The sequence below is a fragment of the Cupriavidus lacunae genome (genome assembly GCF_003353055.1).
Classification (GTDB): domain Bacteria; phylum Pseudomonadota; class Gammaproteobacteria; order Burkholderiales; family Burkholderiaceae; genus Cupriavidus; species Cupriavidus lacunae.
Map to the genome: position 1 here is coordinate 1 of NZ_QKWJ01000125.1, position 15731 is coordinate 15731.

A 15731-nucleotide genomic window follows, 5' to 3' on the forward strand; every position below is an offset into this window, starting at 1 on the left:
GCGCAAGAGCGATGGCGAGCCCGGCGCAAAGACGATTTGGATCGGCATGCAGAGAACCATGGACGCCGCCCTCACCATTCAAGCACTGCGGGAAGAGTCATGACTTCCGTATAAGGAAATGGGATGAAGGGGCGCTCGAAGGAGAACGGCGCGCGTTGTATTTTGCGAGAAAGCAGGCGGTCTCGCTGTACCTTTCCGGCGCGACGGCCGACACCATCAAGCGTCTCACCTCACTTGGCGCAAAGCAGGCTTATCGACTGATCCGCGAACGTTGCCTCGAAACGCATCCGGACGGGCGACCCTACGGCTGGCGCGGGCTGGTTCCGTGGACCCGGATCAAGCACTACCGGCGCCATCGGAAGATCCATGTCAGTCAGTTCGGTGGCGGCGCCGTTGGTGCCCTGCAGGCGCTCCTTGATGCGCAGCCGGAGCTTCGCCAGGCATTCGAAGCGCGTATTCTCGCGAGCGCGTCAGGCAAGCGGCTGGTCGAAACCCGGCAGTCGAAAAGACGTCACTGCGGGTGGCTTCTCGACCAGCTCCGCGAACTTGGATGTGAACAGCGAAACGAGTGGCCGTTCAACACGGCGACCCTGGGGTACGTCTCGATTGGCCGGTATATCGACAGGGTGTTGTCGGCCAACCCACGAGCGCTGGCGGCGGCGAGCGGCGGTCCAGAGCTGGTGTCAAAGTTGAAGACAGGGGACGGAACCGGACGGCCAGTTCAGAAGTTCATGCAGCGCGTCGAGATGGATGCGCACAAACTGGACGGACGTTTCTGCGTGTCGCTTCCCCTGATGGGAGGCGGTTTTCGGGAGAAGATCGTTCATCGTCTCTGGGTTATCGTGATTCTTGAAGTGATGTCGCGCGCGGTGCTCGGCTACTACTTCAGTATGAGACGGGAAGTCTCGAAGGATGATGTCCTGCGCGCGCTGAAGCGGGCATTGGGAAAATGGTGTGCGCGCCCGGTAAGCTTTAGCGACAAGGCGTATCTGCCCGATGCCGGGCTTCTGTCGGTGCTGGGTGACAATTTCGTTGGACTGTGCTGGGATGAGACCAGCGTAGACGGTGCCCTTGCCGAGACCTGTCAGCACGTGCGCGACGCGTTGCGCGATACGGTTCGCGCGACGCTGCTTGAGCCGAAAACCTCGTTCTCGAAACGTCGAAGCAAGGACGACCGGCCCTTCATCGAGGCGTTTTTCCGAAATCTGGCGGGGAAGGGCTTTCAGCGTCTTTCCAACACCACCGGCGCCAAGCCTCAGGACCGTAAGGGCCGGAAGCCGGAAGACGTTGCGCTGGCAAGCCGATTCCAGTACGAATATGCGGAAGAGCTGCTGGACGTGCTCATCGCCAATTACAACGCAACACCGCACAGCGGGATTGGCAACCGCACGCCGCTCGCATACGCGAACTTCCTGTACCACCACGCCCAGCAGAGCTTGCGCCGAGTCGATCCCGCCGTTGTGGAAGCGCTATTCAGCATCCGCAAGCGCTGCATCGTCCGCGGCGGAGCAGCGAGTGGGCGCGCCCCGTACGTGGAGTTCTATTACGGCCGCTACACCAACGAGGTGCTGCACAATCGGCACGACCTGGTGGGATCCGAGATCTGGGTGGTCTGTCACAAGGAGGATGATTGCCGGGTAGCGCTCGCCTCCACGCTTGACGGCATCCCACTCGGTGTACTGCGGGCAGCGCCGCCCTGGAACATTTCACCACATAGTCTTGCCGTTCGCGCAGCAATCTCTCAGGCCTGCTCGCACGGACAACTGACTATCCCAGCGGGCGCAGACGCCATTGAAATCTTCATGCGCTTTGTAGAGAGTCAGGCACACAAACGCTTACCCGTCCATCCGGCCTACCTCGAAGCGCGACGCATTCTGGTTGCTGCAGCGGATCCGTCGATCGGCGCTGCCATGCTGGACGCTGCGATGGATCGTGCCAAACAGAAGGACAGCACAGGTTCGCGCAACGGTGGCACCAGCAACAAGCCAGCGCGACCTAACGTGGCTATCAAAACTGAGCCCGCGACTCCGGGCTCCATGCTCCCGCCACGCCGAATGGCGCAATCGGGGTAGGTCATGCGATTCCCTCTGCCCGAGCGCATCGATCCGCGACACTGCATCGTGACGAAGCAGTACGCAGTATATACGCCGCCCATGCACGAGATGATTGAACAGCTCGGCGAATGGATCGACCAGCAGCGCCCCGGCGGCTATATATATGGTGCATCACGGCTGGGCAAGTCTCGCTGCGTGCAATGGTACGTCGCTCAGGTGCTGCAGGAACGCCTTAACGCCGTGGTACCGCTGGTGGTGTGGAATCGCCGTCCGGACAGCCAGACAAGCGAAGCGGGATTCTGGCATCAGCTGTTGCTCGCCTCGAACTTCGAATTCGCCAACCCGGCGAAACCACCGAAAAGAGCGGAAGGGATCCACCTGTGCAGGCAACGCTTCATCGCCATTGCGAACAACGCGCAGCGTAATTATGTCGTACTGGCCATCGACGAAGCGCAGGATCTGACGTTCCGGGAGTGGAAGTGGTTGCTCGGTCTTCAGAATGACCTCGATTACGAGGGCTACCTGCTGAGCGTGTTTTCCGTCGGCTCGCACCAGCTGAACTATCGTCACGAGTATATGGCGATCACCGGCAACGCTCACCTGGCAGCACGTTTTATGGCCGCGCATGCGCGATTTCATGGGCTGCGTTCGCCGGAAGAAATCGCATACGTGCTCAACGGCTACGATATCGACTCGGAATGGCCACCGGGCAGCGGCGTTTCATACCTGAAGTATTTCGCGCCGGTTCAATTCGCGGCAGGGCACCGCCTTGCAGACTGTGCCGCGCTGGTGTGGCAAGCGCTGGTGGAACTCTCGCCCGAATCTGCGCGCCGTCATCTCGAGTTCCCGATGCAGCATATCGCCAGGGCAACCGAGGCGATGCTTTTCCAGCTGGCGCATGGCGGAGACTGGGTTGACGTGACGTCTTACGAGAACTGGTTGCAGGAATTCGCTAAAGCGAACTTGTCGGACCACATGAGGATCATCTCGACGGGTAGTTGACATGGCGGCCTACCCATCGGTGAACTGGTGGCCGGGAAACCTCCGTCCGTACGAGTCGAGGCTGTCGTTCGTCGCCCGCTTCTGCGCACTGAATGGCATCAACGTCGGAAAATGCGCGAAGTTTTTGCGTGTGGCGCTCGATAGCAACACGCCGCTTCCGATCGACGAAATCAGGCGCCTGGCGTCCGTGCTCGGTGAGACCGCGCCGCTTCTCGAAGACGTTTTCTCGCCTTCCATACGGTTCATCGATGTCGGCCGTTATGGCCCGCCTCCCGATAGTCGCGAGCGACGTGCCATCCGCTATTGCGAGACCTGTGTGCAGCACGGCTACCACAGCTACCTGCATCAGCTTGGGTGGCTTGCGCGGTGCCCATTTCACCTGAGCGCGCTAAAAACGACCTGGGCGCAGGAGCACACCGCCAGCCTCATGTCGCAGCGCGTGGGCGCGTTGGAGTTCGTGATGCGGCAACGCTGCAGGACGTGGCCGCACGGCATTGATGCCGGCTTTCCGGCCCGAGAGCAGGCGCGTGTTGCGTCGCTCGCCGGCTGGGTCGCACGGGCGAGCGTCGCTGCCGCGCGCATGTCGCTCGGCGAGATCTGGTCGTCGGGCAACGATGGCATGCCGGGGGCGGTCTCCCTCGACCAAGCGTTCGGTCAGCTGCGCACGCTTGAGCCCCCGCCCGAGGACATCGAGCCGCTCCTGACCGAAGCGGGTGATCGGTGGAGTCTGGAAAGCCACGCGTTTGCGCGGCAAGCGAGAATCCAACTCGGCCACCTCAGGTTATGCCACCTCAGCTTTGCCGACGTTCTTCACTTCTATATACGCATCAACGCCGCTTCGGCGAATCCGTCTTCGTTTGTCACGCGCCTGAATGCCATCCAGGACCGGCAGGCTCGCCATGGCACGTGTCGCTGTCGGTGGAGGCTGACCAAGGAGGGACGGCTCTCGCGCTGGGTCAGGGTGCACCCAGAGGAGGGGCCCCGCTGGGGCCTGATCTGCCCATACGATGTCGCGCTCAACGAACTTCAACTCGGCTGGGGCCGTGCGGACCTGGCGCTCTCCAATCGGCAGGCGGAGCAGGAACGGCAGCGCTTCTGCAGCGTTTCTCGCGCGATGCGCGACTTGGGCCTCATCCGCTATACACGGGATGCAGCAGTAGCGCCGGCCGGTTACCTATATGCAGATCAGGACGTCTGGACCTGCTGCGAGTGGGTCCGGGAGTCGACGCTAACTGCAGTGCTCGATATGGCGGTCACGTGGGAAGTCGATCTGACGTTCGATGCGTTGACCGCTTGGCTAGACGACATCGATCGGGGTGTCGATCCGCTTGAGCGCGACGATTCCAAATCTTGCGTCCGCCTGTGCGAAACCGACGACGGGCTGTTGCTGATTAGATGGACGCAGGCAGAAGGGTCCGCGTCGCAGACGACTCCGTTCTGAGCGCGACGTTGGGCACGAGCTCCGGCACGGAGCGGGCCGCCATGGGTAATCGGGCGCCGCACGAAAGGGGCGCCAAGGTAAGTCAAGACGATGGTAGCCCCGTGGATCCCCGCGCTCAGCTAGATCGCCGCGAGGTTTTGCGCTGACCGAAAGCCCGCCGCCTCGTCCTCGCGCAGGCTGGCAATGAGCGTCGATTTGGGGTTCCAGCGCTCCCGCGTGAGTGGCAGGCGCCGCTCAAGCAGGTTTTGATCGAGCGCACTGGTTGCCAGCGGCGGTAGCGCCACCTTGCCAGGCTTGCTGCGAACAGCAGGAGGGCGGTGCACCTCTGGGGCGCGGCAGCCCGGCGATTTTGCTCCAGGGGGCACGGAACAAAATTAGTTTAACCATGGATACAAATTTAGTTTAACCAACGAGTTGTTTCGAGATCCATTGAAACCGATATTGTCTAGACATAAGCGCAGTTATGTCTAAAATATGCCGCCTGAAGTTGGCTTTGTTACGTATTACGGTGTAATATTTATCATCACTTTTCCGCTTTTTCTCCCGATGGCCGCTGCCGACCTGGATCTGACCGACGCCGCGTTGCAGGCCGCGATGGCCAACGACATTGCCGAGTTGCGCAGCCGCTTCCCCGAGACCCGCGCGCTGTACCGCGAGGTCTGCGGCCTGCTGTTCTTCCGCTATGGCGTCACGCCCACCGCCAACAAGCTCTATAGCCTGGTGCGCAAGGGCAGCATGGGTACGCCGTCCGAGGTGCTGCAGGCGTTCTGGCAGGAACTGCGCGGCCGCACGCGCATCACCATCGACCATCCGGACCTGCCGGATGCGTTGAAGGACATCGCGGCCGAGGCGGTCCAGACCATCTGGCAGGCGGCCAACGAGGCCGCCACCGGCGAGCTGGCCACGCTGCGCGCCGAGGCGCGCCACGCCGCGAGCGAAGCGGAAGCGCAGCGCGATGAGGCGCGCGCGGAGACGGCCACCGCGCGCGAGGATGCTGCGGCGATCGCGGCCCAGCTAGTGGAGGCCCGGCAGGCGCACGACACCGTGCAGGCGGACCTGGCCGCCGAGCGGCAGGCGCACGCCGCGACGCAGGCCCGGCTCGAGGCAGGCCGGACGGAACTGGAGGCGGGCCGGCGCCAGCTGGAAGCGCTGCGAACCCAATTCTCGACGGAGCTGGAACGGGCGCGCGAGGCGGTGACGCTCGCGCAGGAACGCGCCGAAGCCAGCGAGCGGCGCAGCTTGCGCGAACTGGACCACGAGCGCACCGCGCGTCAGAAGAGCGAGCGCACGGCCGAAGAGTTGCGTACGGAACTGGCGGCGGCACGCAGCGAGGCGCGCGATGCCGCGGTGGCGCAGGCGGAGGGTCGCGCGAAGCTGGAAGCGCAGGCCGCGGCCCTGGCTGATCGGCTCGCGGCCACCGAGCAGGCGCAGCGCAAGGCGGCGAGCGACCTGGAGGCCGTACAGGCGGAACTCGCGGCGGCACAGCGTCGGGCCGAGCGGGGCGAAGCGGAAGCGGCGCTCGCGCGCCAGCTGCTGGCCACCTTGCGCGTCGCGCCGCCCGAACGCGACGGCGGTGGTAGTGGTGGAAGGCGGCGCAAGGCCGGCAGTCCGCCGGCGACCGCGCCGGAAGACCACGGGAAAGAGCCGGGCAACGAGCAGGGGGCGGCGGCGCTGCCTGACAATCAGGACGATGGCAACGACAGCAGTGACGGCAGCGATGACAGCAAAGACTGAGCGGGCGGACGCGATCCGCCGGATCCAGGCGCAGATGGACGACTACGGGCAATTCCCCAACCTTGCATCACATAAACGCCGATGGGTAAGTTCGAACGACACGCAAGAGACAAGGTCTCACCGTCCATGGGATTAGGAAGCGTCTGCACGTGCAGAGACTTCAATGAAGGAGAACGAATTGGCCCCGAAGCAAGTGGTTGAACCCGTTGTCGCGAGCAATGCGACGGACGGACTTGGTCAGATGGAGCTTCCCATCGCTGAGGCGATGCGCGACGCGGATCCCGTCATTGGTGAAGCCAGTGGTGCAGGCGTCGGTAGTGGCAGCAATGACACTCAGGCCCGACGCATGGACTTCTGGTCGACAAGCCGGGATAGCGGCCCGACGGCGACGGTGTCATATCGGCGCCGGCGGCCTTACACGCCCCCCGACGCTTCAACGGAAGACGTGGCACCGGAAGAATCGATGGAAGCCACCGCCTCGGAAGCGTTGACTGAATCTGACGCGCCGGAAGCGCCCATTGAAGGCATGCCCTCGGAAGCGACCACTGAAGCCGTGGCCGAAGCTCCGGTTGAAGTCCTGGCCACGGACGAACCGACGGAAGCTGCCGCCCAGGACGAACTGGCCGAAACGGCCGCCCCGGTAGCACCGCGTTACGCCCCAGCTCCGGAAGCTGCGCCGGAAGCGATGCAGGCCCCGAAGCGCGGTCGGAAGCCGAGAGCGCTCACCGAAACCGCCGCTGCGGAAGCTGCGCCGGAAGAGACGCGGGCCCCGAAGCGCGGTCGGAAGCCGAAAGCGCTCACCGAAACCGCCGCTCCGGAAGCTGCGCCGGAAGAGAGGCGGACCCCGAAGCGCGGTCGGAAGCCGAAAATCCTAGCTGAAGTTGCCGCTCCGGAAGTCTCGACCCAAGAGACCCCAACCCGGAAGCGCGGGCCGAAGCAGAGAACACGGCCTGGAGTGGAGGCTGCCTCGGAGGCGCCGACTCAGAAGACGCAAACCCGGAAGCCGCGACAGGAGCAAAAAGCGCCTACCGCAACCCAAAGCCCATCCCAATCCTCACTGCTCGCCCAACTGGCATCTGTCAATGCGCAACTTGAGCAGTTGCGAGCCACGGAAGTGCCAAAGGTCGTGGAGGAGATTCGGCAGTGGATGCAGGAGTACGACCTCAGCATTGAGGATATTGCGAGCAAGCCCAGTGTTGAGCCCGCTGCCCGCGCTGTTCCGACCAAGACGAAGGCCGCGCCGCCTCCGAGGTACCGCAACCCCAAGACGGGCCAGACCTGGTCGGGGCGCGGTCGGGCACCCGCGTGGNCGATCTCTTGTACTGAACGACAGGTTGAGCGACGAAGCCTGCGCGAACTGGACGCGGAGCGCACCGCGCGCCAGAAGAGCGATCGCACGGCCGAAGCGTTGCGCAGCGAACTGGTGGCGGCGCGCAGCGAGGCCCGCGACGCGGCCGTGGCGCAGGCCGAGGCCCGGGCCCGGCTCGAAGCGCAGGCCGCGTCGCTCGCCGATCGGCTCGCCAGCGCCGAGCAGGCGTAGCGGAAATCGGCCAACGACCTGGAGTTCCTCCGGACTGACTTGGCCGCGGCCCAGCGCCGGGCCGAGCTAGCAGAAGCCGAAGCGGCGCTGGCGCGCCAGCTGCTGGCAGAATTGCGGGTGGGGCCGCCCGAGCGAGGTGGCGCTGGGCGGCGGCGCAAGGCCGGGAGCCCGGCGCCGACCGAGCAAGGAGCGCAGAGCGAAAAGCAGGACGAGCAGCAAGACGAAAAGCAGGGCGCGCCTAGATTTGGGCTTTGAGAAACAAGGGGAAGCAGGGTGCAGACGGTTGCGTTTTTGGATTTTGAAACAACGGGATTGTCGCCAAGTCGAGGTGACCGAGCGACGGAAATTGCTGTCATTTTGTTGCGCGACGGTGAGAACGTTGAACGCTTTCAAAGCTTGATGAACGCTGGAAGGCGTATCCCCTCGCAGGTTGTAAGCCTGACCGGAATCACCAATGACATGATTTCAGATGCACCGGCTCCGAAGGTTTTGGCAAGCCCAACTTGGGCAGGCAATCAGCACTTCGCGTGTACGATGCTCACTTTCAGGCGTATCTACCCACACGCTCAAAATCACAGGTTAGGCTGGACTTCAAAGTTGAGGGCATTTGGCTCGTCGACACGCGCACTGGCCACGTTCTGTCGAAGACGTGGAAAATCCGCAGGATAGGATAAGGCGATCGCTACAAGTGAGGTGCGAGACTAGCTGCCCTTTTTTCCAACGGGAGGAGTCGTTATATGAAAAGCAGCGTCAAAGAAGAGTTGATGGCGGCTCTGGAATCTTCGACGTCGATGAATGCGAAGACGCCAGATGAGATCGCCATGAAGCAGAGAAACATTGCGATCGTGTTGTCCTTCTACGGGTTTGGGAAGGCGATCTGGCCTACTCTTGAAGACCTCGCGCAGGAATTCAAATTTACCTCGCGGGAACGTGTGCGCCAGATCATACAAAAAGCATTCAAGCAGGGCGTGGATCACAGCGACCTTACCGCCGCAAGGCAATGTGCGCAAATCCTAGAGGCTAGGGAATCCTGGCATTCGGAAGTCTACATCGATGCCCTCTCCGAAGCGGGTATCGATGTGCCAAGACGCAGCATCCAAGGGCTCCTTAATCTGATGAGGGATATGGGCCTGGCGGTGAACTATAGAGCATACACACCTGACTTTCGCGAGATGACTCGCAGCCTGGTAGAAGAGGGGCTGGACATCGTTCTAATCAGGGAAGGGGAGGCGAAAGAAAAACAAGCGGCATTCAAGGTCGCGATCGAATGGCCTGGCTTGGTGGGCGTCGCAAACCTTCGCGAGATTGCGGAAAAGTACAAATGGTCGGCTGACCTATATGCTGCGATCCACAGGGCCGTGGCGTATTCGCCGACTGCGTGGTCCTGGCAAAATGGGGGGGACTTTTGGTACACCTTCGAGGGACGCCAGACGACGATGCGGACTTACCACGAGAAGGTATTTTCCGTTATCGAATGGGCTAAGCCATCGCACCTTGCTGAGGTCTACGAGAACGCGATGCATTCCAGAAGCGTGGCGACTGCGTCGCGACCGCCTGTGCCGGTCATCGAGCAATATCTGAAAACGTCGCCGTTGTTTCAGCGTAGCGGAGAGCTGATTAGGTACGATGGTCATCACGCAACGCTCACTGATATCGAGCATGCGATGGTGGACTTTTTCAAGAAGCACAGCGAAGCAAATTTTCCAACGATGCGCGATTACTTGTCTGGAAGGGGCTTTTCGGACGCGTATGTAAAGAAGGCCGTATTCTTCTCGTGCGTGGTGCACGTAGACAAGACGGGTGGCCGGCATAACTATATTTTCCGGTGCGTACAAGGCGCTGTAGACAGCGGTGCCAAGACCACGTTGAGTGCTTACGAGGTGTACCGGGAACGGCTGCGACGCCTCTACGAGGAGGCAACGGCGACAGACGCGGATCAGGAGACCCAACGTCGTCTGGAGCAAGGAATCCTGCAAGACTGGCTCTTTGCGTCTAAGGACACAGAATATTGCGCCATCTGCGGTGACCTCTTTCACGTCAGCGCCCTTGTAACCGCCCACAAGAAGAAGCGCGCGTTATGTACAACGGCGGAGCGCCTCGATCCGCATATCGTCATGCCAGCGTGCACGCTAGGCTGCGATTTTCTCTACGAGCGGGAGTACGTCCACGTTGTGGGCGGCGTCGTGCAGGTCAATGCTAAGAAGGCGTCAGGCACGACCGAATACAAACGGGCGGAGTCATTGGCAGGTCGGAAGTTGTTGGAAAAGTGGCACGCCGGCAAAGACGAATATTTCAGGCAACCTGGTGACAGCCAGTAGGACCAGTCCCAGAAGGCCTCGGGAGACGGCGCGGAGGCGTGACGCTGGGCATAGACTTCTGGCGGCAACGGATGCGCCAACCTCACGAAGCGGGCGCTTTGAACAAATTTCCCGCGCATTCTAGGAGGTGGCGCAGTTTGTTCGGACAGGGATCCCGGAGTTTTTTTAACCACACGGGTCGTGGGCGCCGCAGAAAACGGATGGGCGATCCAAACCTCATCCGAATGGGGATGAAGCACGACGCCATGGTTGTCAGCGAGTGCGCGCAAAGCATGTCGCGCCTGCGCTTCATCGCATTTGAAATGCTCGGCGATTTCACGAACCGTCGGAGGGCGCTGATGCTCAAGAAAGGACGAGATGATGGCTTCATGAAGAGACTTGCATCGTTCATGGCGGTTATTCTTCCTGTAGCTGAAGGCGCGAGCTTTTTCCACTCTGGAGAAACCGTCAACTGTGGTCGGTGCGCGGCGTACCATTCAAGGGTGCATCCGCGAGGGTTCACGTGGGACGGGCAGGGGGAGATGCCGTCCTGGCTGCGGCGGGCGGTCAATGCGGGGCAGCGCGTGCAGTTTTACCGGGTCGGGTAGCGCAGCCGGTTCTTCGAGCTTCGACACCGGATATGCGGGGGGGCGCACCCCTTGTGATATCGGATTCCCCTTATCTTGGCATGCCGCCTAATGGGGAATTCTGGCCAAGCAGCTGCACAGTTATGTCCCGTACATTGGATCGTGCAGATAAGAACTCTGTCCTCGATCCGTCGCTAGAATGCCCATGCATCCGCTTGCTTCCCAGGCCTCCACCGCATACGGGGTGCCCTCGTGGCGATTCGCTTTCGGTGCTGGACAACGTAATGCCAGCGCCCGCCTGACAAAAAATATCTGTCGCGTCCGCTAGCCCGTAACTCAAATCGCATGCTGCGACCACTTTTCGGGAGTCCTTCCGATATGATGGTGCATCTTGGACCCTATTCTCGAACGCCATACGCCATGTATATTTCCAAGCTTTCGATCGTCAACTACCGCAATTTCGCCATCGCCACGCTACGGTTCGACAAGGGAGTCAATACGATCATCGGCGAGAACGGAGCGGGCAAGAGCAACATCTTCCGAGCGATGCGATTGCTGCTTGACGACAACATGGTGCGGGCGGCGTACCGACTTGAGGAATCCGATTTTCACAGGAGCCTGGGGCAATGGAAGGGGCACTGGATCATCATCAGTCTCGAATTCGAAGAGATTGGCCCGGAGGAAGCCATTCAGGCGCTGTTCCTGCATGGCGCCGGTGTCGTTGAGGGCGAGGCAGTAGGCCGTGCGACCTACAATCTCGTCTTCAGACCGAAGAAGGATGTCCGCCAGAAGCTGTCCGGACTTGATGACGGGGACATGATCGGATTGGCCGCCATCCGACAGGCCATGACGATTGCCGACTATGAAACGGTGTTCACCGGCCGAAGTGACGTCGATTTCTGCGATCCGGCCATCTATCGTGAACTGGTCGGAGACTTCGACCACTGCATCTTTCCCGAGGAGATTGATGACCCGCGCATTGGCGCGCGCATGCCCCAATTTCTGTCGGTGACGCAGGAGATCTCGTTCACATTCATTCAGGCACTTCGGGACGTTGTTGCAGAGTTCCATAACAGTCGCACCAATCCGCTGCTTACACTGCTCAAAAGCCAAAGCGGAGAGATTGCGCCAGCAATCATGGCGCCAATCGTGGCGCAGGTGCAGGTTCTGAACAATTCGATTGAGGCGCTGGAGGATGTTCAGAAGGTCCGGTCGGATATTCGCGATACCATCAAGGACGCCACCGGCGAGACCTATTCACCGACGTCGCTGTCGATCAAGTCGGATCTCTCCGATGAGGCTGACCGGCTCTTCCAGTCGCTACGATTGTTTGTCGGGGAATCGGGGGAAGGATACGAGGGGGCGATTCACGAACTCAGTCTTGGCGGCGCCAATCTTATCTTTCTGACGTTGAAGCTGCTGGAGTTCAAATACCAGAAAGCGAAAGCGCCGATTGCGAACTTTCTGCTCATCGAGGAGCCGGAAGCCCACATCCATACGCATATCCAGAAGACGCTGTTCGACCGCATCGCGTACGAAGACACGCAGATCATCTATTCGACCCATTCCACTCACATTTCCGAGGTCAGCAATATCGAGCGTGTCAATATCCTGGGACGCAATGGGACAGCCTGCGAGGCCTATCAGCCGGCGCAGGGGCTGTCGCCCACACAGATCGGCAACGTCCAGCGATATCTGGATGCGGTGCGCAGCAACCTGCTGTTTGCCAGGAGTGTGGTCCTCGTGGAGGGCGACGCAGAGGAGATCCTGATCCCAATCTTGTTCAAGAAGATTCTCGGGGTCAGCCTTGACGAGCTAGGCGTCAGTCTTATCAATATCCGAAGCACAGGCTTTGAGAACGTCGCGGATCTCTTCGATGACAATCGGATCCGGAAGCGTTGCAGTATTGTCACCGACCTGGACACCGCCGTATGGGATACGACGCCGGTTCCCGGCGAACCGCCTGCCGACGCGAAGTTCAGGGCGAAATGCCGCGCAGCACAAGCCAAAGGTGCAGACCGTAGGGATAGGCTCGAGCTCTATTCTCAGGGTAACCCGTGGCTTTCCACATATTACGCGACGCACACGTTCGAAGTGGAGCTGATTGCTGCAGGCAACGCGGCGCAAGTGGCCAGCATCGTGCCCCAGGTATATGTGGATCCGCCGACCCAGGCCCTGGCTCGCGCTGAACTGATGTCTGGGGACGTTGGGCGATACGGCAAGCGCGTGCTGACAATGGCCAAGCACGAGGGGAAGGGTTGGTTTGCGATTCTCCTGGGGAGGTACGTGAGCCATCAGACGACTCTTCCGGCCTATATTCATCAGGCAATCTTCTTTGCTCGGAACGCCTTGACCAGCGAGCTGTTCTTCGACATCTATAACCACCGTTTGCAATGTGCGTTGGCCGTCGATGCCGTAACCCAAGCCGTAGCGGATGTCGCTGATGCACGCTTACGCGCATATCGAGAAGGCGCGATGGATCTGGTAGCGCTGAAGAATGCGATGATAGAGGCCCTGCCTCATGATCAGATCCATGCCATTCTTGGAGAGGTCGAGTAATGTTCACCTGGACTGATCGTGAGTTGAACGCAGAACAGTCGGAGGCGGTGGTGGCGCCCGGCAACATCCTGCTGACGGCGTGTCCGGGTAGCGGAAAGACGAGAACGTTGACTTACAAGATCGCTTATGAACTGTCGCGCCTGGAGTCAGACAGGCAGTTCGTGGTGGCCATCACCTACACGAATCGCGCGGCAGACGAAATCCGGGAGCGCATTCAGGATCTGGGGGTGGACACTGCCAGGCTTTGGATCGGGACGATCCACGCGTTCTGCCTGGAATGGATCATCAAGCCGTACGGCATATACGCGCCGGACTTGGCAAACGGCTACAGCATCGTGGATCTTCATGCGCGAGAGAGGCTTCTCGAAGCACTCTGTGAACCGTATCGGCATGAGCGGATTACGTTCTACGATTGCGAGTATTACTACACCAGCGAGGGGTATCGTCTGGGGTGTCCATCGCCCGGAAAACATGCCAGCATCCGGCGCATTCTGGAATCGTACTTCGGAATTCTCCGCGAGCGGCGGCAGATCGACTTTGAGTTGATCTTGTGGCATGCCTTGCAATTGACCGAGCAATTTCCGGCAATCAGCGGGTTGCTGTCGAAGCTGTTCGTATGTGTTCTGGTGGACGAGTATCAGGATACGAAGCAAATCCAGTATGTCATCCTCGGCGCGGTTCTTCGCGCAGGTCAGGGCGCTACGCGCCTGTTCATGGTCGGCGATCCGAATCAGGCGATATATGGTTCGCTCGGAGGCTACCCCATCGAGCTTGGCGATCTGCGAGTCTTGACGGAACTTCCGATTGAAACGCGGACCCTTTCGCTGAATTATCGCTCGTCCGCCCGCATCATCGATTTTTTCAACCATTTCAACGTTCACGACACCGTGATCGTGGCGGCGGGAGAGGATCGGCTGTATCCCAGTCTGGTCTCATATGACAGGGAGTGCCAGAAGACGGGTCTCGTACACGAGATTGGCACACTGATACGCCATAACATCGATACGCTTGGCGTCCGTCCCGAGCAAATCTGCGTGCTGGCACCGCAGTGGCTGCATTTGGCCTCGATGACTCGTCAGCTCGTCGCTACCTTGCCGGACTATCAGTTCGATGGACCCGGAATGGTGCCATTTGCGAGAGATATCGAGAACTTCTGGTACAAGGTGGCCAGGCTCGCGCTTACAGAACCATCGCCGGCGCTCTTCATTCGGCGGCATCGCTGGGCTGGGGAAATTATCAGTGCGCTTCAAGACGCGGGCGTGCCCACGCAGCATCTCTCCCGTCGGATGCTGCTCCGAGATTGCAATGCCATTGCCCTGGAGGAGCAAGGCGGGCTAGCTTATCTGCGCGGCTTCTTCGAGCAGTTGTTTGACCGTCTCGGTATCGTGATCAGCAACGTTGCATCGCTGCGGGAGCACTACAATGCGTTCTTTGCAAGCTCGGCCGCCCGGATCGAAAAACTTGAGGCGGAAGGTTTGACTGAAGTCGGGGATCTGGCGTTCTTCAAACGCATATTCCAGAATCGATCTGGCATCACCGTTTCAACGATCCATGGAGTCAAAGGTGCCGAGTTCGATGTTGTCATCGCTTACGCGTTGCTTGACGGCATGGTGCCACACTTCAACGATCCGCACGGCGAAGTCAGTGCGCGAAAGCTGCTTTACGTCGTGGGGTCCCGAGCGAGAAAGAACTTGCACCTCTTCTCGGAGCATGGGCGATCGAGAGGCTGGCGTGGCCACTACGAGCCCACGAGGGCGCTCTCCGATTGTGTATTCGACTACGACGTGATCTAGTACAACATCCCGTAAATAGCTTTAATAATTATCGGGCTGCAAATACGGCTGCAGGAGCGTGACAACCAACTCGGCCATCTCGTCGAGCGAGCCTGCGCCTGGCAACGGTTCCCAACGCCCACTATGGCTGCGAAAGGCGGCACCATAGCGATTGCGGCCGAGCTCGGTCAGCCGAGCCACCACGGTCGGCTCCTCGTCGTCCAGACGTTTGATCAGCAGGTGACGTCCGTAGGCTTGTGTGATGATCTGCTCGTGGCCGAGCAGGCTGCGCAGTTGCTGCTGCAATTTGGCAGCGTAATGTTTGGTGGGTAAGGCTGGCATTTGGATCCTCGATTACGATGCGCCGGTTTGCAACGGATAGCCCCGGAAACTCCATTTGAACGGGTAGGCCACCTGATTGTGCGCGCGGACGAACTGCTCGGTGCGTTCGCGCAAGTGCGCGATGCTGGTGTGGCTCGCGTGGCGCAGCACCCGGCGCGTGTAGCGGGCAAACCAGAGTTCGATCTGATTGACCCAACTCGCGTGCAATGGCGTGAAGTGGAAGTGAAACCGCCCATCGTGCCGCGCGTTGAACGCCTGCCAGACGGCTTCGGCGCGATGCGGTCGGGTAAGGACCCGATGTTGCCACCGGGCCCTCCCCTAAGAACGAAACGTGCGAGTTTCCCCGCATTTCGCTCAAGCCTTTCAAAGCCCCGTCGCCGGAGCCGGTTTAACCACTGAGAAT

Annotated in this window: 9 protein-coding genes and 4 pseudogenes; 10 read left to right on the top strand and 3 right to left on the bottom strand. The window is 60.4% G+C overall.

Going from position 1 to position 15731, the window contains the following annotated elements; translation table 11 throughout:
• The first annotated feature begins 155 nt into the window (after nucleotides 1–155).
• From DN412_RS39745 to DN412_RS39755, 3 genes are read left to right on the top strand one after another with little or no spacing between them, the layout of a single operon-like run.
• A complete protein-coding gene (locus tag DN412_RS39745) occupies nucleotides 156–2072 on the top strand; it encodes a hypothetical protein (protein ID WP_244223056.1) in 1917 nt (638 codons plus the stop codon).
• A 3-nt stretch (nucleotides 2073–2075) separates the two neighbouring features.
• The gene (locus DN412_RS39750) at nucleotides 2076–3056 is read left to right on the top strand and encodes an ATP-binding protein (protein WP_115216544.1); all 981 of its coding nucleotides are present in this window, start codon (nucleotides 2076–2078) and stop codon (nucleotides 3054–3056) included.
• 1 nt (nucleotide 3057) lies between these two features.
• The gene (locus DN412_RS39755; protein ID WP_115216545.1) at nucleotides 3058–4497 is read left to right on the top strand and encodes a hypothetical protein; all 1440 of its coding nucleotides are present in this window, start codon (nucleotides 3058–3060) and stop codon (nucleotides 4495–4497) included.
• A gap of 119 nt (nucleotides 4498–4616) precedes the next feature.
• Here the strand turns inward: DN412_RS39755 and DN412_RS43660 are convergent, their stop codons facing one another.
• Nucleotides 4617–4781, bottom strand: a complete 165-nt coding sequence (locus tag DN412_RS43660; RefSeq protein ID WP_161564120.1) for a hypothetical protein — start codon at nucleotides 4779–4781, stop codon at nucleotides 4617–4619.
• A 262-nt stretch (nucleotides 4782–5043) separates the two neighbouring features.
• Between DN412_RS43660 and DN412_RS39760 the strand changes: the two genes are divergently transcribed.
• From DN412_RS39760 to DN412_RS39800, 7 genes and pseudogenes are all read left to right on the top strand, one after another.
• On the top strand, nucleotides 5044–6231 hold the full coding sequence (locus tag DN412_RS39760; RefSeq protein WP_115216546.1) for a DNA-binding protein: 1188 nt from the start codon (nucleotides 5044–5046) through the stop codon (nucleotides 6229–6231).
• Nucleotides 6232–6394: 163 nt separating this feature from the next.
• Nucleotides 6395–7561, top strand: a pseudogene (locus DN412_RS46140) (H-NS histone family protein); the annotation flags it as partial.
• 483 nt (nucleotides 7562–8044) lie between these two features.
• Nucleotides 8045–8398: pseudogene (locus DN412_RS39775) on the top strand (3'-5' exonuclease); the annotation flags it as partial.
• 110 nt (nucleotides 8399–8508) lie between these two features.
• Nucleotides 8509–10089, top strand: coding sequence for a hypothetical protein (locus tag DN412_RS39780; RefSeq protein WP_115216548.1), 1581 nt, complete (start codon nucleotides 8509–8511; stop codon nucleotides 10087–10089).
• 494 nt (nucleotides 10090–10583) lie between these two features.
• Nucleotides 10584–10676 (top strand): annotated as a pseudogene (locus DN412_RS39790) (H-NS histone family protein); the annotation flags it as partial.
• A gap of 399 nt (nucleotides 10677–11075) precedes the next feature.
• Nucleotides 11076–13214, top strand: a complete 2139-nt coding sequence (locus tag DN412_RS39795; RefSeq protein WP_115216549.1) for an ATP-dependent nuclease — start codon at nucleotides 11076–11078, stop codon at nucleotides 13212–13214.
• Nucleotides 13214–15007, top strand: coding sequence for a UvrD-helicase domain-containing protein (locus tag DN412_RS39800; RefSeq protein WP_115216550.1), 1794 nt, complete (start codon nucleotides 13214–13216; stop codon nucleotides 15005–15007). Before DN412_RS39795 ends, DN412_RS39800 begins: the two co-directional genes overlap by 1 nt.
• A gap of 21 nt (nucleotides 15008–15028) precedes the next feature.
• Here DN412_RS39800 and DN412_RS39805 read toward each other — a convergent pair whose 3' ends face one another.
• Nucleotides 15029–15328: a hypothetical protein gene (locus DN412_RS39805; RefSeq protein WP_115216551.1), complete on the bottom strand. Its 300-nt coding sequence runs from the start codon at nucleotides 15326–15328 to the stop codon at nucleotides 15029–15031.
• A gap of 12 nt (nucleotides 15329–15340) precedes the next feature.
• Nucleotides 15341–15607 (bottom strand): annotated as a pseudogene (locus tag DN412_RS39810) (transposase); the annotation flags it as partial.
• Nucleotides 15608–15731 lie beyond the last annotated feature (124 nt).